Annotated in this window: 21 protein-coding genes; 12 read left to right on the top strand and 9 right to left on the bottom strand. The window is 74.2% G+C overall.

Going from position 1 to position 21,352, the window contains the following annotated elements; all coding sequences use genetic code 11:
- Nucleotides 1–3 precede the first annotated feature (3 nt).
- The 4 genes from ACFW6A_RS22870 (at nucleotide 4) to ACFW6A_RS22855 (ending at nucleotide 3,624) form a co-directional block, all read left to right on the top strand.
- Nucleotides 4–204, top strand: coding sequence for a ribbon-helix-helix protein, CopG family (locus tag ACFW6A_RS22870; RefSeq protein ID WP_190222087.1), 201 nt, complete (start codon nucleotides 4–6; stop codon nucleotides 202–204).
- Nucleotides 201–587, top strand: coding sequence for a type II toxin-antitoxin system death-on-curing family toxin (locus ACFW6A_RS22865; RefSeq protein ID WP_386642373.1), 387 nt, complete (start codon nucleotides 201–203; stop codon nucleotides 585–587). Before ACFW6A_RS22870 ends, ACFW6A_RS22865 begins: the two co-directional genes overlap by 4 nt.
- Nucleotides 588–713: 126 nt before the next feature.
- On the top strand, nucleotides 714–2,510 hold the full coding sequence (locus ACFW6A_RS22860) for a DEAD/DEAH box helicase (RefSeq protein ID WP_351842055.1): 1,797 nt from the start codon (nucleotides 714–716) through the stop codon (nucleotides 2,508–2,510).
- Nucleotides 2,511–2,982: 472 nt separating this feature from the next.
- The gene (locus ACFW6A_RS22855; protein ID WP_386642370.1) at nucleotides 2,983–3,624 is read left to right on the top strand and encodes an IclR family transcriptional regulator; all 642 of its coding nucleotides are present in this window, start codon (nucleotides 2,983–2,985) and stop codon (nucleotides 3,622–3,624) included.
- 121 nt (nucleotides 3,625–3,745) lie between these two features.
- Here ACFW6A_RS22855 and ACFW6A_RS22850 read toward each other — a convergent pair whose 3' ends face one another.
- A complete protein-coding gene (locus ACFW6A_RS22850; protein ID WP_386482479.1) occupies nucleotides 3,746–4,687 on the bottom strand; it encodes a helix-turn-helix domain-containing protein in 942 nt (313 codons plus the stop codon).
- Between the two features lie 117 nt (nucleotides 4,688–4,804).
- On the opposite strand from ACFW6A_RS22850, the gene ACFW6A_RS22845 reads away from it, so the two are divergent.
- Together ACFW6A_RS22845 and ACFW6A_RS22840 are read left to right on the top strand one after the other, a co-directional pair.
- Nucleotides 4,805–5,908, top strand: coding sequence for an acetylhydrolase (locus ACFW6A_RS22845; RefSeq protein WP_386642367.1), 1,104 nt, complete (start codon nucleotides 4,805–4,807; stop codon nucleotides 5,906–5,908).
- Between the two features lie 44 nt (nucleotides 5,909–5,952).
- A complete protein-coding gene (locus ACFW6A_RS22840) occupies nucleotides 5,953–6,735 on the top strand; it encodes a S16 family serine protease (RefSeq protein ID WP_351842049.1) in 783 nt (260 codons plus the stop codon).
- Here the strand turns inward: ACFW6A_RS22840 and ACFW6A_RS22835 are convergent.
- The 4 genes from ACFW6A_RS22835 to ACFW6A_RS22820 form a co-directional block, all read right to left on the bottom strand.
- Nucleotides 6,668–8,005: an MFS transporter gene (locus ACFW6A_RS22835; protein WP_351842047.1), complete on the bottom strand. Its 1,338-nt coding sequence runs from the start codon at nucleotides 8,003–8,005 to the stop codon at nucleotides 6,668–6,670. The two genes, ACFW6A_RS22840 and ACFW6A_RS22835, sit on opposite strands and share 68 nt — an antisense overlap.
- On the bottom strand, nucleotides 8,002–8,178 hold the full coding sequence (locus ACFW6A_RS22830) for a hypothetical protein (protein WP_351842045.1): 177 nt from the start codon (nucleotides 8,176–8,178) through the stop codon (nucleotides 8,002–8,004). Before ACFW6A_RS22830 ends, ACFW6A_RS22835 begins: the two co-directional genes overlap by 4 nt.
- Before the next feature lie 431 nt (nucleotides 8,179–8,609).
- The gene (locus ACFW6A_RS22825) at nucleotides 8,610–9,218 is read right to left on the bottom strand and encodes a helix-turn-helix domain-containing protein (RefSeq protein WP_351842043.1); all 609 of its coding nucleotides are present in this window, start codon (nucleotides 9,216–9,218) and stop codon (nucleotides 8,610–8,612) included.
- A 116-nt stretch (nucleotides 9,219–9,334) separates the two neighbouring features.
- A complete protein-coding gene (locus tag ACFW6A_RS22820) occupies nucleotides 9,335–9,811 on the bottom strand; it encodes an Lrp/AsnC family transcriptional regulator (RefSeq protein WP_386642364.1) in 477 nt (158 codons plus the stop codon).
- A 121-nt stretch (nucleotides 9,812–9,932) separates the two neighbouring features.
- Here ACFW6A_RS22820 and hppD point away from each other — a divergent pair, with 121 nt between their 5' ends.
- Nucleotides 9,933–11,078, top strand: coding sequence for a 4-hydroxyphenylpyruvate dioxygenase (gene hppD / locus ACFW6A_RS22815; RefSeq protein ID WP_351842042.1), 1,146 nt, complete (start codon nucleotides 9,933–9,935; stop codon nucleotides 11,076–11,078).
- 57 nt (nucleotides 11,079–11,135) lie between these two features.
- On the opposite strand, the gene ACFW6A_RS22810 is transcribed toward hppD, so the two are convergent.
- Nucleotides 11,136–12,563: a tetratricopeptide repeat protein gene (locus ACFW6A_RS22810; RefSeq protein ID WP_386642361.1), complete on the bottom strand. Its 1,428-nt coding sequence runs from the start codon at nucleotides 12,561–12,563 to the stop codon at nucleotides 11,136–11,138.
- A 97-nt stretch (nucleotides 12,564–12,660) separates the two neighbouring features.
- Between ACFW6A_RS22810 and ACFW6A_RS22805 the strand changes: the two genes are divergently transcribed.
- On the top strand, nucleotides 12,661–14,049 hold the full coding sequence (locus ACFW6A_RS22805) for an FAD-linked oxidase C-terminal domain-containing protein (RefSeq protein ID WP_351842038.1): 1,389 nt from the start codon (nucleotides 12,661–12,663) through the stop codon (nucleotides 14,047–14,049).
- 76 nt (nucleotides 14,050–14,125) lie between these two features.
- On the opposite strand, the gene ACFW6A_RS22800 is transcribed toward ACFW6A_RS22805, so the two are convergent.
- The gene (locus ACFW6A_RS22800; RefSeq protein ID WP_351842036.1) at nucleotides 14,126–14,617 is read right to left on the bottom strand and encodes an SsgA family sporulation/cell division regulator; all 492 of its coding nucleotides are present in this window, start codon (nucleotides 14,615–14,617) and stop codon (nucleotides 14,126–14,128) included.
- Between the two features lie 304 nt (nucleotides 14,618–14,921).
- Between ACFW6A_RS22800 and ACFW6A_RS22795 the strand changes: the two genes are divergently transcribed.
- Nucleotides 14,922–16,238 carry an RDD family protein gene (locus tag ACFW6A_RS22795; RefSeq protein WP_386642358.1) on the top strand — a complete coding sequence of 439 codons (1,317 nt, stop codon included), beginning with the start codon at nucleotides 14,922–14,924 and terminating at the stop codon, nucleotides 16,236–16,238.
- Nucleotides 16,239–16,361: 123 nt separating this feature from the next.
- On the top strand, nucleotides 16,362–17,036 hold the full coding sequence (locus ACFW6A_RS22790; RefSeq protein ID WP_351842032.1) for an RDD family protein: 675 nt from the start codon (nucleotides 16,362–16,364) through the stop codon (nucleotides 17,034–17,036).
- Between the two features lie 21 nt (nucleotides 17,037–17,057).
- Here the strand turns inward: ACFW6A_RS22790 and ACFW6A_RS22785 are convergent, their stop codons facing one another.
- The gene (locus tag ACFW6A_RS22785; protein WP_351842030.1) at nucleotides 17,058–17,336 is read right to left on the bottom strand and encodes a hypothetical protein; all 279 of its coding nucleotides are present in this window, start codon (nucleotides 17,334–17,336) and stop codon (nucleotides 17,058–17,060) included.
- A 384-nt stretch (nucleotides 17,337–17,720) separates the two neighbouring features.
- On the opposite strand from ACFW6A_RS22785, the gene ACFW6A_RS22780 reads away from it, so the two are divergent.
- Nucleotides 17,721–20,153, top strand: a complete 2,433-nt coding sequence (locus tag ACFW6A_RS22780; RefSeq protein WP_351842028.1) for an immune inhibitor A domain-containing protein — start codon at nucleotides 17,721–17,723, stop codon at nucleotides 20,151–20,153.
- Nucleotides 20,154–20,298: 145 nt separating this feature from the next.
- Nucleotides 20,299–20,610 (top strand): hypothetical protein, encoded by a 312-nt coding sequence (locus ACFW6A_RS22775; RefSeq protein ID WP_351842026.1) that lies wholly within the window; start codon nucleotides 20,299–20,301, stop codon nucleotides 20,608–20,610.
- 55 nt (nucleotides 20,611–20,665) lie between these two features.
- Here ACFW6A_RS22775 and ACFW6A_RS22770 read toward each other — a convergent pair whose 3' ends face one another.
- Nucleotides 20,666–21,265 (bottom strand): isochorismatase family protein, encoded by a 600-nt coding sequence (locus ACFW6A_RS22770; RefSeq protein WP_386479363.1) that lies wholly within the window; start codon nucleotides 21,263–21,265, stop codon nucleotides 20,666–20,668.
- Nucleotides 21,266–21,352: the final 87 nt, after the last annotated feature.

The following is a 21,352-nucleotide window of genomic DNA, read 5'->3' as shown; positions in this document are numbered from 1 at the left end:
GGTATGGCCATGAACCTGCGTCTTCGCGACGACCAGACGGAAGCCCTCAAGCAGCGCGCCGAGCAGGAGGGCACCAGCATGCACGCCCTCCTCCTCAAGGCGGTGGACGACTACCTGGCGCGCACGGCCCAGGAGGCGATCGTGCGGAAGACGGCCATGGAGCAGGCGGCCAAGTGGCACGAGCTGATGGAGCGCCTGAAGTGACGTGCGTCTACCTCTCCGGCGAGGACGTCCTGGTCATCGCCGGATACGCGGTCGACGACCAGGCCATCGTCGTCCGGGACGCGGGGCTGCTGGAGTCGGCGGTGCACAGGCCGTCCGCGGCGATGTTCGGCGAGGAGGCCTATCCCGGCCCCGTCGACAAGGCCGCCGCACTCCTCCAGTCCCTCGCGGTCAACCGTCCGTTCGTCGACGGGAACAAGCGCACGGCCTGGCTCTCCTGCGTCACCTTCCTCGCCATGAACGGCGTCCAGTTGCGACCGGACATCGACGCGGCGGAACGCCTGGTCGTCGACGTCGCCACCGGCTCGCTCGACGAGGTCAAGGCGATCGCGCAGGGGCTGCGCGAACTGATCCTCCCGGCGTGAGGTGGGTCGCAAAGCGCGCGGCCCCGCACCGTTTCGATCGAGGTTCCGTCCACCCCGCCGGTAAGGTGGCCCGGTTGTCATATCTGGACGAGCGTCTGGACGAGCGTCGAACCGTGACCGGAGATCGTGACTACCACCACCGCCACCTCCTCTCATCACCTCTCTCCCGCCTTCCCCGGCCGTGCTCCCTGGGGCACCGCCAACAAGCTGCGCGCCTGGCAGCAGGGCGCGATGGAGAAGTACATCCAGGAACAGCCCCGTGACTTCCTCGCGGTCGCCACACCAGGGGCCGGCAAGACCACCTTCGCGCTGACCCTCGCGTCCTGGCTGCTGCACCACCACGTCGTGCAGCAGATCACGGTCGTCGCCCCCACCGAGCACCTCAAGAAGCAGTGGGCGGCCGCCGCGGCGCGGATAGGGATCAAGCTGGACCCGGAGTACAGCGCGGGGCCGCTCAGCAAGGAGTACGACGGCGTCGCCCTGACCTACGCCGGCGTCGGCGTGCGCCCCATGCTCCACCGCAACCGCTGCGAACAGCGCAAGACCCTCGTCATCCTCGACGAGATCCACCACGCCGGTGACTCGAAGTCCTGGGGCGAGGCGTGCCTGGAGGCCTTCGACCCGGCCGCGCGCCGGCTCGCCCTCACCGGCACGCCCTTCCGCTCCGACACCAACCCGATCCCCTTCGTGACCTACGAGGAGGGGAACGACGGCATCCGGCGGTCCTCCGCCGACTACACCTACGGATACGGGAACGCCCTCGGCGACGGCGTCGTCCGCCCCGTCATCTTCCTCTCCTACAGCGGCAACATGCGCTGGCGCACCAAGGCCGGCGACGAGATCGCCGCCCGGCTCGGCGAGCCGATGACCAAGGACGCCGTCTCGCAGGCCTGGCGCACCGCGCTCGACCCGCGCGGCGACTGGATGCCGAACGTGCTCCGCGCCGCCGACCAGCGCCTCACCGAGGTGCGGAAGTCGATCCCGGACGCGGGCGGCCTGGTGATCGCCTCCGACCAGGACTCGGCCCGCGCCTACGCCAAGCTGATCCGCGAGATCACCGGCACCAGGGCCACCCTCGTCCTCTCCGACGAGGCCGCCGCCTCGGAACGCATCGACGAGTTCAGCGAGTCCACGGACCGCTGGATGGTCGCCGTCCGCATGGTGTCCGAGGGCGTCGACGTGCCCCGCCTCGCCGTGGGCGTGTACGCGACGACGATCTCGACGCCCCTGTTCTTCGCCCAGGCCGTCGGCCGCTTCGTGCGATCGCGCAGGCGCGGCGAGACGGCGTCCGTGTTCCTTCCCACCATCCCCAGCCTCCTCGGCTTCGCCAGCGAGATGGAGGTCGAGCGCGACCACGTCCTCGACAAGCCGAAGAAGGCGGGCGAGGACGAGGACCCGTACGCCGAGTCCGAGAAGGAGCTGGCGGAGGCGGAGAAGCAGCAGGACGAGGACACCGGCGAGCAGGACATGCTGCCCTTCGAGGCGCTGGAGTCCGACGCCGTCTTCGACCGCGTCCTCTACAACGCCGCCGAGTTCGGCATGCAGGCCCACCCCGGCAGCGAGGAGGAGCAGGACTACCTCGGCATCCCGGGCCTCCTCGAACCCGACCAGGTGCAGCTCCTCCTCCAGAAGCGGCAGGCCCGGCAGATCGCGCACAGCCGCAAGAAGCCGGACACCGAGGCCGACCTGCTGGAGCTTCCGGCCGAGCGGCGCCCCGTCGTTTCCCACAAGGAACTCCTGGAGCTGCGCAAACAGCTCAACACCATGGTCGGCGCCTACGTCCACCAGAGCGGCAAGCCGCACGGCGTGATCCACACCGAGCTGCGGCGGGTCTGCGGCGGGCCCCCGAGCGCGGAGGCCACCGCGGGCCAGATCCGCGAGCGGATCAAGAAGGTGCAGGAGTGGGCCACCCGGATGCGGTGACCCGGGTCCCCGGCCCGATGCGGTGACCCGGCCCCCGGCACGATGCGGTGATCCGGCCCCCCCGGCACGTGAGGAGGCCCGTACGACGGCGGTCGTACGGGCCTCCTTCCCGTCCCGCGCGAGGCGGGGCGGGAGCCGGGGCCGGCCCCCACGGACGGCCGACCGGCACCTTCCACGCTACGTGCACGACATAGCCGTTCTTGTCAGCCAAAGTCCCGAGGAGGGCCGACGAAGGTCCTGAACCGTCCGCATCCGGTCGCCCGCGCCCGGATTCTGGACGAGGTCTTCCGCTGAGCGGAGCGGGTCGCTACTGTCCCGGCACAAAGCAACCGCCCCGTGGCAGCGCCGCCGCGGAGCGCAGCCGGTGTTTCCCCTTCCTGCCGGCGGCCTCTGACGTGCGTCGCCGACGGGACCGGCGCCGCGAACCCCGTGGGAGCCCGCCGCCACTTTCTCTTTCGAAGGAGAGGGCGTCGTGACCGCGGAGACCTCCCAGACGCTCGACAGGGGACTCAGAGTCCTCAAACTGCTCGCCGACACCGACCACGGCCTGACCGTCACCGAGTTGTCCAACAAACTCGGGGTCAACCGGACCGTGGTCTACCGGCTGCTCGCCACCCTGGAGCAGCACGCCCTCGTCCGCCGCGACCTCGGCGGCCGGGCCCGCGTCGGCCTCGGCGTGCTGCGCCTCGGCCGGCAGGTCCATCCCCTGGTGCGGGAGGCGGCCCTGCCCGCCCTGCGCTCGCTCGCCGAGGACATCGGCGCGACCGCGCACCTGACGCTCGTCGACGGGGCGGAGGCGCTCGCCGTCGCCGTCGTCGAGCCCACCTGGACGGACTACCACGTGGCCTACCGGGCCGGCTTCCGCCACCCGCTGGACCGGGGCGCGGCGGGCCGGGCGATCCTCGCCGCCCGCCAGGGCACCCTCATCGAACCGGGCTTCACCCTCACCCACGGCGAGCTGGAGGCCGGGGCGAGCGGGGCGGCGGCGCCGCTGGTCGGCGTCACCGGCGTCGAGGGCAGCGTCGGCGTGGTCATGCTCGCGGACGTGGTCCCGGAGCGGGTCGGCCCCCGCGTGGTGGACGCCGCCCGCGAGGTCGCGGACGCCCTGCGCTAGCCGCCCGCCGTACCCCCGGGGGCACCCGCCGGTCGGCGGGTGCCCCCGCGGCGTGCCCGGCCGGGCCGCGGTGCGCCCGCGGATTCCCGGGAACGGGTCGCGTGGCCGTGGTGTGCCGGGGTCAGCGGAGCAGCAGGTCCGCCACTGTCGTGCGGGTGTGGTGGACCGAGCGGCCCGTGCGGGCCGTGCTCAGCAGGCCGGCCGTGCGGAGGGCCGCCGTGTGGGCCGAGACCGTGGCCGCCGACACGCCCAGGAGCCGGGCCAGCTCGGTCGTCGTACGGGGCACGGGCAGGGCGCGCAGCAGCGCCGCCCGCGTCGGGCCCAGCACGCCCGCCAGGGGCTCCTCCGGGCCGCCGGGGCCCTCCGGTACGGGAGGCAGCCCCGGGCCCGCCGGGTACGCGACGACCACCGGCCGCCCCGGCCGGTCCTGCACCAGCGGCCCGCCCCGCCAGTGGAAGGTCGGCAGCAGCACCAGGCCGCGTCCGCCGAGCCGGACCTCCCCGCTCCCGGCCGGCCACGTCCACACCCCGCCGTCGAAGCGCGAGCCCGGCGCCAGCGCCGTCAGCGCCGCCCCCAGGCCGCCCTCGGCCAGCGCCACCGCGTGCCGTGCGAACTCCGCCCGGTGCAGGTCCTGCACCCGCCCCCACACCGGCGCCAGGACCGCCCCGTACGCCGCCCGCTGCGCGTCCGCGAGGGTCCGCCACGCCTCGGCCCCGCCCGCGTGCAGGGCCCGCACCCACGCCGGGGCCGGGCCGCGCCCCGCGTACACCCGCGCCAGCTCGGACCGTACGAGCCCCGGCGCCGCCGCCCGGATCTCCGCGAAGCCCTCCCGCCGGGTGTCGCCCAGCACGTCCAGGAACACCGGGGCCGAGCCGCCCGGCACCAGATCGGCCAGCGGCCCCGCGCCCGCCGGCAGGGCCCGCGCCGTCCTGGCCCGCCACCGCCCGAACAGCAGCCCCTCGTGCGGCGCGCCCAGCATCAGCAGCGCCGCGTGCAGCTCCGGCACGGGCGACGGCCGCGGCGCGCACCGCACCCGCGCCAGGTCCTCCGCCGTGAAACGCACCCGCAGCAACCCCACGACCCCCGTCGTCCCGTCCAGCCGTCCGGCCGTCCCGTCCAGCCTTGAGGCCGGAGCCGAAAGCCTCGCCCCGGGCTCCCGCCGCCCACCAGCATGCCCGTCATGACCAGCCTCTCCCGCCGCGGCCTCGGCAAGGCCGCCCTCCTCGGCGCCACGACCGCCCTCCTCGGGTCCCGTGCCGCGCACGCCGCCCCGCCCGCCCCCGCCGGCCCCCTCGTGCCGGTGCTGCCCGCGCCCACCGGCCCCCACCCCGTCGGCGTCGTCCGGCACGCCTTCACCGACCGGTCCCGCACCGACCCCTGGGACCCCGCCCGGGGCGCCCGCCAGGTCGTCGTCAGCGCCGTCTACCCCGCCCGGACCGTCGCCGGCCGTCCGCGCGCCCCGCAGCTCACCCCCGCCGAGGCGCCCGTCTTCGCCCGGCTCGCACCGCTGGTCCGGGGGCTGCCGGCCACCGGGGTCGACTGGGGCGCGGTGCTCACCCACGCGCACACCGGCGCCCCGCCGCTGCCCGGCCGCAGGCCCGTCGTGCTGTACACGCCCGGCGGCGGCGACGCCCGCACCCTCGGCACCGGCCTCGCCGAGGAACTGGCCAGCCACGGCACGGTCGTCGTCCTCGTCGACCACCCCGGCGAGGCGAGCCAGGTGGAGCTCCCGGACGGCACCGTCCGGGAGACGGTGCTGTACGGCCCGCCGGACCCGGCGACCTTCCGGACCATGGTCGACACCCGCGTCGCCGACCTCCGCCTCGTCCTCGACCGGCTCGGCGAACTCACGGTCGCCGCCGTCACCGACCCCCGCCGCACCGGGGTGTACGGCCACTCCGCCGGCGGCACCGCCGCCGCCCTGCTCGCCGCCCGCGACCCCCGGATCCGGGCCGTCGCCGACCTGGAGGGCTATCTCGACCTGGAGCCCTGGCCCGGCCGCAGGCCGCTGCTCCTGCTGCGCACCGACGGCTTCGAGGGCGCCGGGCGGATCGAGAGCTCCTGGGCGGGCCTGCGGGCCCGGCGCCGTACCCTGCGCGCCGCGAACCACTGGGTCTTCACCGACCACGCGGCGCTCGTCCCCCAGCTGCACGCCGCGGGGCTGGTGACGGACGCGGTGCGGGACGGGCTCGTCGGGCCCGGGGACGCGGCGGCGGCCACGGCCGTGGTCCGCCGCGAGCTGCGGGCCTTCTTCGGCCACGCCCCGGCCCGCGTCCGCCGCTGACCCCGGCCCAGTAGATTGGGTGCGTGCTCTCGCGTCTCTCCCGTATGCCCCGGTCCCGTGTGCTCGCGGCGTGCGCCGTGCCCGTCGTCGCGCTGGTCGCCGTGGCGGGGCTCGCGCCGCTGCCGTTCGCCATCGCCCAGCCCGGCACCACCACCGACGTCCTGGGGAAGGACGGGGGCCGGGAGGTCATCACGATCACCGGCGCCCCGGTCCGGCCCACCAGCGGGCAGCTGCGGATGACGACCATCCTCGCCACCGGCCCCGGCACGGACGTGGACCTCGGGGACGTGGCCGGTGCCTGGTTCCGCACCGACCGGGCGGTGCTGCCGCACGACAGCGTCTACCCGCCGGGGAAGTCCGACGCCGAGATCGAGGAGCGCAACCTCGGCCAGATGAAGGAGTCCCAGGACGCCGCCGCCCTCGCCGCCCTCGGCTATCTGAAGCTCGACCCGGACCAGGTGGAGGTCGACCTCCACCTGGCCGACGTCGGCGGGCCGAGCGCGGGCCTGCTCTTCGCCCTCGGCGTCGTCGACAAGCTCGACGGCGACGGTGACGGCGGCGACCTCACCGGCGGCAAGGTCGTCGCCGGTACGGGCACGATCGCGCCGGACGGGAAGGTCGGGGCGGTCGGCGGCGTCTCCCTCAAGACCCAGGCCGCCTCCCGCGACGGCGCCACCGTCTTCCTCGTCCCCGAGGACGAGTGCGCGGACGCGCGGGCCGAACTCCCGGAGGGGATGCGGCTGGTGCCCGTCTCCACCCTCAGCGGCGCGGTGGCGTCCCTGCGGGACCTGGGGCAGGGGCAGGAGTCGAAGGTGCCGTCCTGCTAGCCGGGGGCCCCGCCGCCGGCTTCGCGTCCAGGCCGCGCCAGGCGGGGAAGACCGCCGGGGCGAGCGTCACCAGGAAGTAGAGCGCGGCGACGCCGAGCAGCGTCGCCGTCAGCCCCGCCCGCTCGACCACCAGACCCGTCACCAGACCGCCCAGCGGCGTCGCCATCAGCACCCCGGCCGTACTGGCCCCGGCGACCCGGCTGCGCAGCTCCTCCGGCACCCGCTCGTACATCACGGTCGTCAGGATCGGGTTGAGCACCCCCGCGCCGAGCCCCGCCGTCACCGCCACCACGAGCAGCGGCGCCACCGTCCCCGTCAGCGCCGCCGTCACGAACAGCGGGGCGCCGGTGAGGACGAAGCCGACCGTGAAGATCCACCGGCGCGGGAAGCGGTGCCCCACCGCCCCGTAGAGCAGCGCCCCGGTGAGCGCGCACCCCGCGAAGACGGCGACCAGCAGGCCCTGCGCGGCCGGGCCGCCCAGGTGCTCCCGGGCGTGGAGCGGCAGCAGCACCGAACTCCAGCTCAGCGCCAGGCCGTTGGTGACCATGACCATCAGCATGATGCCGAGCATCAGCCGGTCGCCGAAGAGGTACGCGTACCCCTCGCGGAGGTCGGCGCGGTAGCGCTCGGGGGAGAGCGGCGGTCCGTCGCGGCGCGGCGCGGCGGCGGCGACCCCGCGCAGCCCCGCCGCCGTGAGCGCGGCGGAGAGGCCGAAGGTCGCCGCGTCGAAGAGGAGCACGGTGTCGGCGCCGACGACCGCCACGAGCACGCCGGCGAGCGCGGCGCCGCCCATCCGGGCCCCGCGCGAGACGGCGTCGTACAGGCTCGCCGCCCTCGCCAGCGGCGTCCCGGCCCGGGCGGCGAGGTCCGGCACCAGGACGTAGCGGGCGGTCTCGCCGGGCGCGTGGAAGAGGCCGTTGAGGCCCATCAGGGCGCACAGCGTCCCGTACGAGAGCGCCCCCGCGTGGTGCAGCAGCGGGATCGCGGCGAGGGCGAGCCCGCACACCACGTCGGAGGCGATGCCGACCCGGCGCCGCCCGATCCGGTCGACGACCGGCCCGCCGGCTATCGCGGAGAGCACGACCGGCAGCGCGGCGCAGAAGGCGACGAAGCCGGCCTTGCCGGGGGAGCCGGTGGTCTCCAGCGCGAACCACGGCACGCCGATGAGGGTGAGCGAATTGCCCGCGATGGAGATCGCGTTGGCGGTCAGGACGGTGAACAGGGGCGTCCGGTCGGTCCCCTGGGCGGTGACTCCCCCCGCGGCGCTCATGCGGCGAGGGTGACCGCGAGGTCGGCCGGGCCGGGCGGCTGCGCCCTCCAGACGACCGGACGCCGCCCCTCCCGCTCCCGGAACGCCGCCCGCCGGGTCGCGGCGACGGCCCTCCGGTGCGCCTCGGCGGCGGTCGTCCGGTGCAGCAGGAGATGGATCTCGGAGTTCGACATGACCTCTCGGTCCCTTCCGTGAGGGGGGGGCGGGGGCGGTGTGGGTGGGTGGTGCGGGGGCGGTCCTGGGTGGGGTGGGGTGGGGTGGGGTGGGCGGGTGCGTGCGCAGGTGGCGGTGGGCGGTGCGGGTGGGTGCGCGGGTCGGCCGGATACGGGTACGGCTTGGTGCGGGTGCGGGTGCGGGTGCGGGGTGGGCCGCTGCGCGGGGCTTTCCCCCATCCCGCCCCTTCCCGTAACCGGGGCTCCGCCCCGGGCCCCGGCGGCCTCCGGCCGTGTCCTCACACGCCGGACGGGCTGAAATCAGCCCGCAGGCGTTCGGGGCGGGGGGCCGGGGGCGGAGCCCCTGCTTTCGGGAAGGGGCGGGGTGGGGGAGGCCCCGCGCAGCGGCCCGGCCCCCGCCCCTGGCCCCCCGGTCCCGGCCCCGCCCCGCGTCACGCCTCGCGCTGCGGGAACGCGTGCAGGTGGAGGCGTACGCGGGCCGCGTCGGGGGCCTCGGCCTCGGGCGCGTCCCGGTACTCGTCGATCAGGGCGTGCAGCCGTTCGCCGAGTTCGCGCACGGCGGCGGGCGGCAGCCGCAGGGTGAAGTCGCTCATGTCCGACGCGCCGGCCCAGGCGGGCCACTCGTGGCGGGTGGCGATCCAGGTGGACAGTTCCTGGGTGTGGTGGGAGGCGGTCTCGTGGAGGAGGAGGTCGGCGGCGCCCCGGACGTCGGGGTCGGAGTTCCGGTCCAGCGACTCGTCCCAGCGGATGCCCTGCTGGGCGGCCTTCCACCACCGCTCGCGGCCCTTGCCGAGGCTCGGGTCGTCCTCGACGAAGCCGTGCGCGGCGAGCTGGCGCAGGTGGTAGCTGGTGGCCCCGCTGGACTCGCCGAGGCGTTCGGCGAGCTGGGAGGCGGTGGCCGGCCCCTGGTGCCGCAGGGACCGGAGGAGCTGCATGCGGAGGGGGTGGGCGAGGCCGCGCAGGGAGCGCGGGTCGAGCACGCGGGTCTCGTGCTTCTGGGGGGCCTTCGCGGCCTTCGCGGGCTTCTGGGGCTCGGGCATGCTCCGAGCGTAGGCATGCAAAGAAGACGTTGCAAGGGTTTCTTTGCAACATCTTCTTTGTAACTCGCTCCGCCGGGGACGGCCGCCCGCCCGCCCCGGGCGAAGCGGTCGCCCGGCTACTCCGGTTCCCCTCCCGCCGCCTGCTCCACCAGGGGGATGATCCGCAGCGGGACCGCGTTCTCCATCACGATCGCCGTCGACGCCCGCACGATCCCCTCGAAGGCCACCACCTTGTCGATCACCCGCTGGAGGTCCGCGTTCGAGCGGGCGACCAGCCGGCAGAGCATGTCCCCGTGGCCGGTGGTCGTGTGCAGTTCCAGCACCTCCGGCACCGTCGCCAGGTGCTCCCGCACGTCCGCGCCCTGCCCCTGCTTGATCTCCAGCGTCGCGAAGGCCGTCACCGGGTAGCCCAGTGCCGCGGGGTCGACCTGCGGGCCGAAGCCGCGGATCACCCCGCTCGCCTGGAGCCGGTCGAGCCGCGCCTGGACGGTGCCGCGGGCCACCCCGAGCCGCCGCGACGCCTCCAGCACGCCGATGCGCGGCTCGTGCGCCAGGAGCACGATCAGCCGGCCGTCCAAATGATCGATCGCCACGGGGTCCTCCGAATGGTCACGATGTACAAGTCGCCCGCACATACTCCCCGTTCGCTGTACAGATTGCCCACCCCAACAGCGAACTATTGCGCACCTTGCGGGTCGGCGGGACGCTGCTGCCATGACTGAGACCCTGGATCACACCCCTTCCACCGCGCGTGAGGCCGACCCCTTCCCGGTGAAGGGCATGGACGCGGTCGTCTTCGCCGTGGGCAACGCCAAGCAGGCCGCGCACTACTACTCCACCGCCTTCGGCATGAAGCTGGTCGCCTACTCCGGACCGGAGAACGGCAGCCGCGAGACCGCCAGTTACGTCCTCACCAACGGCGCCGCCCGCTTCGTGTTCACCTCCGTCATCAAGGCGAGCACCGACTGGGGCCGCTTCGTCGACGCGCACGTCGCCGAGCACGGCGACGGCGTGATCGACCTGGCCATCGAGGTCCCGGACGCCCGTGCCGCCTACGCCCACGCCGTCGCGCAGGGTGCCACCGGCCTGGTGGAGCCGTACGAGCTGAAGGACGAGCACGGCACCGTCGTCCTCGCCGCCATCGCCACCTACGGCCAGACCCGCCACACCCTCGTCGAGCGCGCGGACTACACCGGCCCCTACCTTCCCGGGTACACCGCCGCCGCCCCGATCGTCGAGCCGCCGGCCAAGCGCACCTTCCAGGCGATCGACCACTGCGTCGGCAACGTCGAGCTCGGGAAGATGAACGAGTGGGTGACGTTCTACAACGACGTCATGGGCTTCACCAACATGAAGGAGTTCGTGGGCGACGACATCGCCACCGAGTACTCCGCCCTCATGTCGAAGGTCGTCGCGGACGGCACCAAGAAGGTCAAGTTCCCGATCAACGAGCCGGCGATCGCGAAGAAGAAGTCGCAGATCGACGAGTACCTCGAGTTCTACAACGGCCCCGGCGTCCAGCACATCGCCCTCGCCACCAACGACATCGTCGCCACCGTGCGCGCGATGCGCGCCGCCGGCGTCGAGTTCCTGTCCGTCCCGGACGCCTACTACGACACCCTCGGCGAGTGGGTCGGCGACACCCGCGTGCCGATCGACGAGCTGCGCGAGCTGAAGATCCTCGCCGACCGCGACGAGGACGGCTACCTGCTCCAGATCTTCACCAAGCCGGTCCAGGACCGCCCGACCGTCTTCTTCGAGATGATCGAGCGCCACGGCTCCATGGGCTTCGGCAAGGGCAACTTCAAGGCCCTGTTCGAGGCCATCGAGCGCGAGCAGGACAAGCGCGGCAACCTGTAGCACCCGCGCCCGGCGTCCGGGGCGGGATCACGGGGCCCGCCCCGGACGCGCGCACGGTCAGTTCCCGGTCCTCCCCGGGGACTTCACCGGCGGCGCGTCCTTCGGCAGCGCGTCCTTCGGCACCGCGTCCGGGTCCGGCTCGCCCAGCTCCGCGAGCGCCGCCCGGGCCCGCGGCGCGTGCAGCGGCGAGAACGACGGGTGGATCCGCAGCGCCTCCTCCAGGTGCCGCCGCGCCGGCCCCGTCCTGCCGAGCGCCCGCTCCGTCTCGCCCAGGTGGTACGTGAACGAGGCGCTGCGCAGCCCCTCGTCGGTGGCCCTGCGCGCGAACGGCAGCGCCTCCCGCGCCTCGCCCGACCGCAGCAGCGCCCAGCCCAGCGCGTCCGCCACGGCCGCCGACCGGTGCCCCTTCGCCCACGCGGCCCGCAGCCGGGCCACCGCGGCCGCCGGATCGCCGTGGTCGGCGTCGAGCAGCCCCAGCACCACCTCGGCGGAGCCGGACGCCCAGCTCCCGCCCCGCAGCCGCTCGTACGCCGCCCGCGCGTCCCCGTCCAGGCCCAGCGACTCCGCCAGCTCCCCGGACTCCAGGACGTACTCCGGCAGCGGCTGGCGCGCCAGCGCCGCCCGCCAGTCCCGCTGCGCCTCCCCGGTCCGCCCGAGGGCCGCCAGCGCCCGCGCCCGGCCCGCCAGCGCCGGCCCGTGGTCCGCCACGAACCGCAGCGCCGTCCCGTACCGCTCCAGCGCCTCGGCCGGCTCGCCCCGCTCCCACGAGAACTGCCCCAGCCGGGTGTGGGCCACCGCCTTCTCGGTGTCCGTGGCCGCCAGCGCCGCCGCGTCCAGCGCCGTGGCGTCGGCGTCCTCCCGCCAGCCCCGGTCCCGGTAGACCCCCGCCGCCCGGCCCCGCACCACCGCCCCGCCGTGCAGTTCCTCCAGGCGCTCCATCGCCTTCCGGGCCGCCGCCGGGTCCCCGAGGCCGTTGTACGCGTCGATGAGGAGCGGGTACGCGTTCCACCGCCGCGGCGCGGCCTTCCGCACCCGCTCGCCCCACTCCTTCGCGGCCTTCCAGTCGCCCCGCGCCGCCGCGAGCACCCCGAGGCCCAGCTGCGCGTCCACGTTCCCCCGGGCCGCCGGCAGCTCCGCCAGCGACCGGTTCAGCGCCCGCTCGGCCCGCGGCAGGTCCCGTACGTCCCCGAGCCGGGTGCCCCGCTCCGTGTAGGCCGCGCCCAGCGCCGCCCACGAGGCCGCGTCGTCCGGGTGCCTCCGCAGCCACCCCTCCCGGTCCCCGATCAGCGCCGCCAGGTCCGGCAGCGACGCCGGGGCGCCCGCGTGCGCCGCGCTCGCCGCCCGCTCCGCCGGACCCGGCGGCCGCGGCGGCGCGCCCCGGTCCAGGAACTCCGGCAGGTACAGCAGCGCCGTCGCCGCGAGGACCGCCCCCACCCCGGAGGCGAGCACCGCCCGCGACACGTTCTGGCTCTTCATGGGGCTCATGCGGCTCACTCTGCGCCGCCCCCGCGCGTACGGGGAGCGCACGAGCCGCCCGTCCCGGCAGGTTCACACCGATGGCCCCGGGTGCCAGGCTGGGACCATGGACGATCTCCAGACGCCCCGCGCCGCCCTCCTCGCGGACCTCCGCGCCGGGCTCCCCGCCGACGCCGTCCTCACCGACCCGGACGTCACGGCCTCCTACGCCCACGACATGGCGGGCTTCTGCACCGCCGGCACCCCCGCGGCCGTCGTGCTCCCGCGCACCGTCGAACAGGTCCGGCACGTGATGCGGACCGCGACCGGACACCGCGTCCCGGTCGTGCCGCAGGGCGCCCGCACCGGACTCTCCGGGGGCGCCAACGCCTCCGAGGGCTGCGTCGTGCTCTCCCTCGTCAAGATGGACCGGATCCTGGAGATCGACCCCGTCGACCGCGTCGCCGTCGTCGAACCGGGCGTCGTCAACGCCGTCCTGTCCCGCGCCGTGGCCGAGCACGGCCTGTACTACCCGCCGGATCCCTCCAGTTGGGAGTCGTGCACCATCGGCGGCAACATCGGCACCGCCTCCGGCGGCCTGTGCTGCGTCAAGTACGGAGTCACCGCCGAGTACGTCCTCGGCCTCGACGTCGTCCTCGCCGACGGGCGCCTGCTCACCACCGGCCGCCGCACCGCCAAGGGCGTCGCCGGATACGACCTCACCCGGCTCTTCGTCGGCTCCGAGGGCAGCCTCGGCATCGTCGTGAAGGCCGTCCTCGCCCTCAAGCCGCAGCCGCCCGCCCAGCTCGTCCTCGCCGCCGAGTTCCCCTCCACGGACGCCGCCTGCGCCGCCGTCTGCACGATCATGGAGCGCGGCCACACCCCCTCGCTCCTCGAACTCATGGACCGCACCACCGTCCAGGCCGTCAACCGCACGGCGCGGATGGGCCTCCCCGAGTCCACCGAGGCGCTGCTCCTCTGCGCCTTCGACACCCCCGACCCGGCCGCCGACCTCGCCGCCGTCGGCGCGCTCTGCACGGCCGCGGGCGCCACCGAGGTCGTCCCCGCCGCCGACGCGGCCGAGTCCGAACTCCTCCTCCAGGCCCGCCGGCTCTCCCTCACCGCCCTGGAGACCCTCAGGCCCGCCACGATGATCGACGACGTATGCGTGCCCCGCACCCGGCTCGCCGAGATGCTCGCCGGCACCACCGCCATCGCCGAGAAGTACGCCCTCACCATCGGCGTCTGCGCCCACGCGGGCGACGGCAACACCCACCCCGTCGTCTGCTTCGACCCCGCCGACGAGGACGAGTCGCGGCGCGCCCGCGAGTCCTTCGACGCGATCATGGCGCTCGGCCTCTCCCTCGGCGGCACCATCACCGGCGAACACGGCGTCGGCGTCCTCAAGAAGGAGTGGCTGGCCCGCGAACTCGGCCCGGTCGGCCTGGAACTCCAGCGGGAGATCAAGCGCGTCTTCGACCCGCTGGGACTGCTCAACCCCGGAAAGCTCTTCTGAACCCGCCCGCACGCCCGTCCGCGCAATCGTCTGCCCACTCGTCCGCACGTCCGCCCGTCCGCACGCGGGCACGGGCTCACAGCTCGCCGTCCTGCGACTCGTCCGACCCCCACGGGTCGCGCAGCCACAGGTCGTCGCCGACCACCGTGGTCGCGAGCAGCTCGGCCAGGCCGTCGTCGATGCCGAGCCGCTCCGTCTCGGTGCCCGGCGGGACCGTGCGCAGGGTCCGCTCCAGCCAGGCGGACACCTGCGCCGACGGGGCCTCCAGGAGCGCGTCGCCGTCGGGGGAGGAGAGGGCCATCAGGATGACGCCGCGGCCGTCGACCTTGGTCGGCCAGATCCGCACGTCGCCGTGGCCGCAGGCCCGGAAGACGCCCTCGACCAGCAGCTCGCGGGCGAAGGTCCAGTTCACCGGGTGCTCGGAGCCGATGTGGAAGGTCATGTGCACGGCGTACGGGTCGTCGGTGCGGTAGGCCAGCCGGGCGGGCACCGGCACCGAGCGCTCGGGGGACAGGACCAGCTTCAGCTCCAGCTCGCGCTCGACGGTGGTGTGCTCGGTGTACGGCATGGCTGTGCCTCTCGCGTAGGGGCCCCGGACGGGCCTTCACCTGGAGAGAGCGCGGTCCGCCGGGTTCATTACGCGACTTCGGGAAGTTTTTTTCGGGAAGTTTTTTCCGGCCCGGCCGCGGGCCCCGTCGCACCCCGGCACCGCCCCCTTCCCGGGCCCGAACCTCACGTGGAGTGAGGGATTCCGGCCTGTGTCGCCCGAAGGCGGCCTTTCTCGCGGGCTCTTTCTTCCCTCGGCGGCGTTCTTCGTTACTGTGCCTCCTTAGTGTGGTGACGGAACGTTGTGACTGAACGGAGTCGGGGCAGTGGCTACTCCTCCCGGAGGCGGCGGCGAGGTACCGCAGGCGGGGTACTACCCGGACCCGTCGATCCCCGGATACATCCGGTACTGGAACGGCGGCTCCTGGGTGCCCGGCACGAGCCGGCCCGCCCCGAAGGACGGCGAGGCCGCGCCGGTTCCGCCCGCCCCGGCCGCGCCGGCCGGACCGGTCCTCGCCGCGAGCCCGGCCCCGGCCCCCGTGCCGGCGCCCGCCCCCGAACCCGCCCCGGCCCCCGCCCGCGTGCCGGCCGCCGTCGAGGAGACCGGGCCCGTCTTCTTCGACGAGGAACCCCTCGTCCGGGAGCCGGCCTCCGCCTGGGGGGCCGACGCCTCCCGGCAGCACGGCCCCGCCGCCGAGCGGGACCGGCCGGCCGCCTGGCCCGCGCCCGCCGCACCCGAGCCCGCCCCCGCCGCCGAACCGGCGCCCGCGCCCTCCGTCCCCGACCCGAGGTCCCCGGTCGAGTGGCCGGCCGCCCCCGCGCAGGCCGAGGCCCCCGCCGCCGACCCCCGGACCCCGAGCGCCCCCGCCCGCCTCGGCGGCATGCCCGTCACCCCCGCCCCGGCGCCGGCGCCGGCGCCCGTGCACGAGGCTCCCGCCCCGGCCCCCGCACCCGTACAGCCCCAGGCCCAGTCGGCCCCGGCCCCCGCGCCCGTACAGCCCCAGCCCCAGGCCCAGTCGGCCCCGGCGCCCGCGCCCGCCGCCCCCTCCTGGGCCCAGCCGCAGCCGCAGCCGCAGGCGCAGCAGTCCCAGCAGCCCGTCGTGCCGTGGAAGCCGCCGGTCGAGGACCCCTTCCTCGCCGCCGTCCGCGAGCAGTCCTCCGCGCCCCCGGCCGGGCTCGGCCGCCGGCTCCTCGCCCGCGTGGTCGACACCCTCCTCCTCGGCGCGATGGCGGCCGGCGCTGCCTTCCCCTTCGTGACCTCCGCCCTGGACCACATCGAGGCCAAGATCGAGGCGGCCGAGCGGTCCGGCGTCACCGTGCAGGTCTGGCTCGTCGACGGCACCACCTCGGTGCAGTTCGGCATCGCGCTCGGCCTGTTCCTCGTCCTCGGCGTGCTGTACGAGGCGCTGCCCACGGCCAAGTGGGGCCGCACGCTCGGCAAGAAGCTGTGCGGCGTCCAGGTCAGGGACATCGAGGCCCACGAGCCGCCGTCCTTCGGCCGCTCGCTGCGCCGCTGGTTCGTCCACACCTTCCTGGGCCTGCTGGTGATCGGCGTCCTCAACGTGCTCTGGTGCGTCTTCGACCGTCCGTGGCGCCAGTGCTGGCACGACAAGGCGGCCGGCACCTTCGTCGCGAAGGCCTGAGCCCGGCGCCCCGGGCCGGGGGTCCGGTGCCGGGGCCGGACCCGGGAACCTGTCGGAGGGTCAGGTCCCCCGAACGGGCGTCCAATCGTTGCGGGCCCCCGGTGGCCGGGATGCGATGCCCCCATGAGCACCGACCAGCCGCCGCCCGGACCGCCCCCCGACGACGACCCGTTCCGCAAGCGGCCCCAGGAGCCGCCGCAGGGCCCGCCGCCGGGCGCACCGCCGCCGTCCGGGCCTCCGCCGCCCGGGAGCCCGTACGACTCCCCGTACCCGCCCCCGCCGCCGTACGGCGGTTACGGCGGTGGCTACGGCGGCACCGACCCGCTCTCCGGGATGCCGCCGCTGGCCGAGTCCGGGCGCCGGATCCTCGCGCGGCTCGTCGACTGGCTCATCATCGCGGTGCCGCTCGCCGTCATCGGCATCCCGTTCGACGTCTACGAGCGGGCGACGGTGGACGGCGACGACTTCCAGACCGCCTGGACGGGCGGCGGCCAGATCGTCTTCCAGCTGCTCACGATCGTCGCCTTCGTCACGTACGACACCGTGCTCACGGCGAAGAACGGCCAGACCGTGGGCAAGCGGCTGATGAAGCTGCGCGTGGCCATGCTCAACGACGGCTCCACGCCCCCGATGAGCCAGTCGCTGCTGCGCGCCGTCGTGCTCTGGCTGCCGGCGCTGATCTGCTGCGCCTGCCTCTGGCCGCTGCTGCTGCTCGTCCTCATCCTGGTCGACAAGCCCTACAAGCAGGGCCTGCACGACAAGGCGGCGAAGACGGTGGTCGTCACCGTGCCCCAGTAGCCGCCGGCGGAACGGACGGACTCACGGACCGGTCCGGGTATCGGCTCCCGCGCCCACCTGCGCGGCCGGTACCCGGACCGCGTCGTTCCCGGAGCGCGAGGCGGGGGCGCCGGGGGTCTTGACGGGGCGCGCTCCCGAGGGCATCGTCACCGCCACGAGGACGCCGAGCACCAGTCCCGCGACACAGGCCGCGGCGACGCCGGGCGGCCCGGTGGCCCCGGTCAGGAGCAGGAGCGCGGCGGTCGCGAGGACCACGACGGCCGAACCGTAGGCGTACTGCGCTGCGTTCGGACGCTGCATGACGGATACCGCCCCTCCGGACTTCCGGTCGACTCTACGACGCTCGATGCCCGGGCGGGGCGGCGGGTAAGCGTGACCTGACCCACGGTGCCGGAGCACGGGGGGCGCACGGGTGGCACGGCCGGGCACGGAGCCCCGCCGGACGGCCGCCGCGGAGCGGCCGGGACCGGGCCGGCACCGGAACTTCCACAAGTTTTACCCGTCTTGACCGTCCGCATACCGGATTTCGGCACCCGCATAGTGCACTTGGTGTGTGCAAGTCAAGATCTGTCTTTTCTCTTCTCACTCCGGTCGAATGTCGTCACTTGTGACGCGCGACCCCGCCCGGACGGACACCCCACCTCCTGGTCCGAGGGCGCGGGCGCCGGGGAGGAACGACACCAAGTGACCAACAGACGACGGGCGCTTCGGGCATCCGCGGTCGTCGTGGCGCTCGCGGCCACCGCCGCCACCGCCTCGACCTTCAGCACCGCCTGGGCGAACGAGGACGGCAGGATCTCCGCCGCGGACGTCCGCCAGGACCCCGCGCCGGGCGGCGAGGCCGACAAGACGACGGTCGACCACGACCTCGAAGGCCCCTTCAGCGAGCAGCAGGCGCAGCAGCGCAAGGCCGCCCTGGAGCAGGTCCTGAGCGGCGAGGCCAAGGTCGAGAACCGCGGCGGCTCCAAGGTCGTCAAGCTCGACGCCAAGAAGTACGTCGAGCTCGGCCGCGAGAAGACCGACAAGATCTTCACCATCCTCGTCGAGTTCGGCGACCAGGTGGACACCACCACGCTCGTCGACCGCAAGGACGACGAGACGGACGAGCTGAAGCCGAAGTACGGCGGCCAGCCCGGCCCGCTGCACAACGCGATAGCCGAGCCCGACCGGTCGAAGGACAACTCGACCGCGTGGCAGGCCGACTACGACCAGAAGCACTTCCAGGACCTGTACTTCGGCTCCGGCAAGGACCCGAAGACCGGTCAGCAGAAGCAGTCGCTGAAGACCTACTACGAGCGCACCTCGTCGGGCCGCTACTCGGTCGACGGCACGGTCTCCGACTGGGTCAAGGTCCCGTACAACGAGGCCCGCTACGGCTCCAACTACTGCGGCCAGACCAACTGCGCCAACGTGTGGGACACCGTCCGCGACGGCGTCAACGCCTGGGTCGCCGACCAGAAGGCCAAGGGCAAGACCGACGCCCAGATCAAGGCCGACCTGGCGTCCTACGACCAGTGGGACCGCTACGACTTCGACGCCGACGGCAACTTCAACGAGCCCGACGGCTACATCGACCACTTCCAGATCGTCCACGCGGGCGAGGACGAGTCCGCGGGCGGCGGCGTCCAGGGCACCGACGCCCTGTGGGCGCACCGCTGGTACGCCTACGGCACCAGCGCGGGCAAGACCGGCCCCGAGAACAACAAGGCCGGCGGCACCCCGATCGGCGACACCGGCATCTGGGTCGGCGACTACACGATGCAGCCCGAGAACGGCGGCCTCGGCGTCTTCGCCCACGAGTACGGCCACGACCTCGGCCTGCCGGACCTGTACGACACCGCGGGCGGCGAGAACTCGACCGGCTACTGGTCGCTGATGTCCTCCGGCTCCTGGCTGGGCCTGGGCAAGGACTCCATCGGCGACATGCCCGGCGACATGAACGCCTGGGACAAGCTGCAGCTCGGCTGGCTCAACTACACCAAGGTGAGCGACGAGCAGCGCGGTACGAAGTCCACCCACAAGCTGGGCGTGGCCGAGTACAACACCAAGAACCCGCAGGCGCTCGTCGTCGAGCTGCCGAAGAAGGCCGTCACCACCGACATCGTCGCCCCCGCCGAGGGTTCCGCCCAGTGGTGGAGCGACATGGGCGACGACCTCAAGAACACCCTGACCCGCCCGGTCGACCTCACCGGCAAGTCGTCCGCCTCCCTGGAGCTCCAGGGCTGGTACGACATCGAGGCCGAGTACGACTACCTCTACACCGAGGTGTCGACGGACGGCGGCGCCAACTGGACCGCCGTGGACGGCACCGCCGACGGCGTGGCCCTCCCGCGCGACGCGGCCGGCTCCCCGGCCCTGACCGACGTCTCCGGCGCCCACAAGAAGCTCGTCTACGACCTCTCGGCGTACGCGGGCAAGAAGTTCGACCTCCGCTTCCGCTACCAGACGGACGGCGGCGCGGGCGGCAAGGGCTTCACCGCCGACGCGATCACGCTGACCGCCGACGGCGCCACCGTCTTCGCGGACGGCGCGGAGAACGGTGACAACGGCTGGACCGCCAAGGGCTTCTCGCGGGTCGGCAAGGGCTTCACCAACGAGTACGAGCAGTACTACATCGCCGAGAACCGCCAGTACGTCTCGTACGACGCCACCCTCAAGGTCGGCCCGTACAACTTCGGCTTCACCGGCGAGAAGGAGAACTGGGTCGAGCACTACCCGTACCAGAACGGGCTGCTCATCTGGAAGTGGGACCTGTCCCAGAAGGACAACAACACCTCCGTCCACCCGGGCCAGGGCCTGATCCTCCCGATCGACGCCCACCCGACCCCGCTGAAGTGGAACAACGGCACCCTGATGCGCAACCGCGTCCAGGCGTACGACTCCCCCTTCGGAACGTACCGGACGGACGCTTTCCAGCTGCACCTCAAGGACGCCCCGACCTGGGTCCGCTCGCAGCCGGGCAACCCGGTCTTCGACGACCGCAAGGGCACCTACTGGTTCCAGGAGACCGAGCGCGCCGGCGTCAAGGTCACTGACACCAACACCAAGATCGAGGTCGTCAAGGAGCCGCAGAACGGCCAGACGATCACGGTCCGCGTCGGCCCGTCGACCAAGTGATCGATTAGCCGAACGGTAAAACAGCAGGTCAGAGCATGATCGGCCGCCGCCCCCTAGCGGGCGGCGGCCGATCGTGTTTAGGTGCAGCTGACCGAGTTCCCAGGAACTCCTTATTGACAGTCGGCTCACGGGGGAGTGGTTCCGCATGCCCGGTGGAGGGTTCTGCAAGTTGCCGGGAGGCAGTGTGGTGGTCGCGATAGGGCTGCCCAGCCCGGCCGGGGACGGCGCGACCGTGCGCTTCCTCGTCCACGCCGCGAACCGCGCCCGCGCCCTGACCAGGCTGCGAAACCTGGGCCTGCGGTCGGTTTATCTGCGGGGGAACGCCGAGCCGCCCACCCCCGACGAGATCACGGCCGTCCTCCACCACCCCGACGGCCTCCTGTGGCGGTCCACGCCGGGCGCCGCCCAGGAGCTGTGGCACCCCGCCCGCACCCTGCCCAGGGCCCCGGCGGCCTGAGCCGGGCGCCGGCCGCCCGCCGGCCACCCCGGGCCGCCGGCCGTCCGGTCACCGGCTATCCGACGACCGGCTCCCCGGTGAGGGCCACGCCGGCCTCGCGGAGCTCCGCGAGCGCGCGGTCGGTGGTCTCGCGGGCGACGCCCGCCGTGAGGTCGAGCAGGACGTGGGTGCGGAAGCCCTCGCGGACCGCGTCCAGCGCGGTGGCCCGGACGCAGTGGTCGGTGGCGATGCCGACCACGTCGACCTCCGTCACGTCCCGCTCGCGCAGCCACTGCGCCAGCGTCTGCCCGTTCTCGTTCCGCCCCTCGAAGCCGCTGTACGCGGCGGCGTAGGCGCCCTTGTCGAAGACGGCCTGGACCGCGCCGCCGGCGACGGCCGGGGCGAAGTTCGGGTGGAAGCCGACGCCCTCGGTGCCCGCCACGCAGTGCCGGGGCCAGGAGTCGACGTAGTCGGGGGCCTCGCCCTCCGGGGCGAAGTGGGCCCCCGGGTCGATGTGGTGGTCCCGGGTGGCGACGACGTGCCGGTAGGCGGCGCCGGCCGCCTCGCCGACCAGCTCGGTGATGGCGGCGGCGACGTCGGCGCCGCCCGTCACCGCGAGGCTGCCGCCCTCGCAGAAGTCGTTCTGTACGTCCACGACGATCAGTGCGCGGTGCATGGCGGGTGTCCTCGGGGGTCGGTCGGGCGGTCGGAAGGGAAGCGGCCCCGAGCCTAGGGACTCCGCCTCCGCTCCGGGAGGGGGCGT

It is taken from the genome of Streptomyces sp. NPDC058758 (assembly GCF_042746075.1).
Classification (GTDB): Bacteria; Actinomycetota; Actinomycetes; order Streptomycetales; family Streptomycetaceae; genus Streptomyces.
The sequence above is the reverse complement of the archived record's forward strand: the minus strand, read 5'-3'. Positions and strand labels throughout refer to the sequence as shown.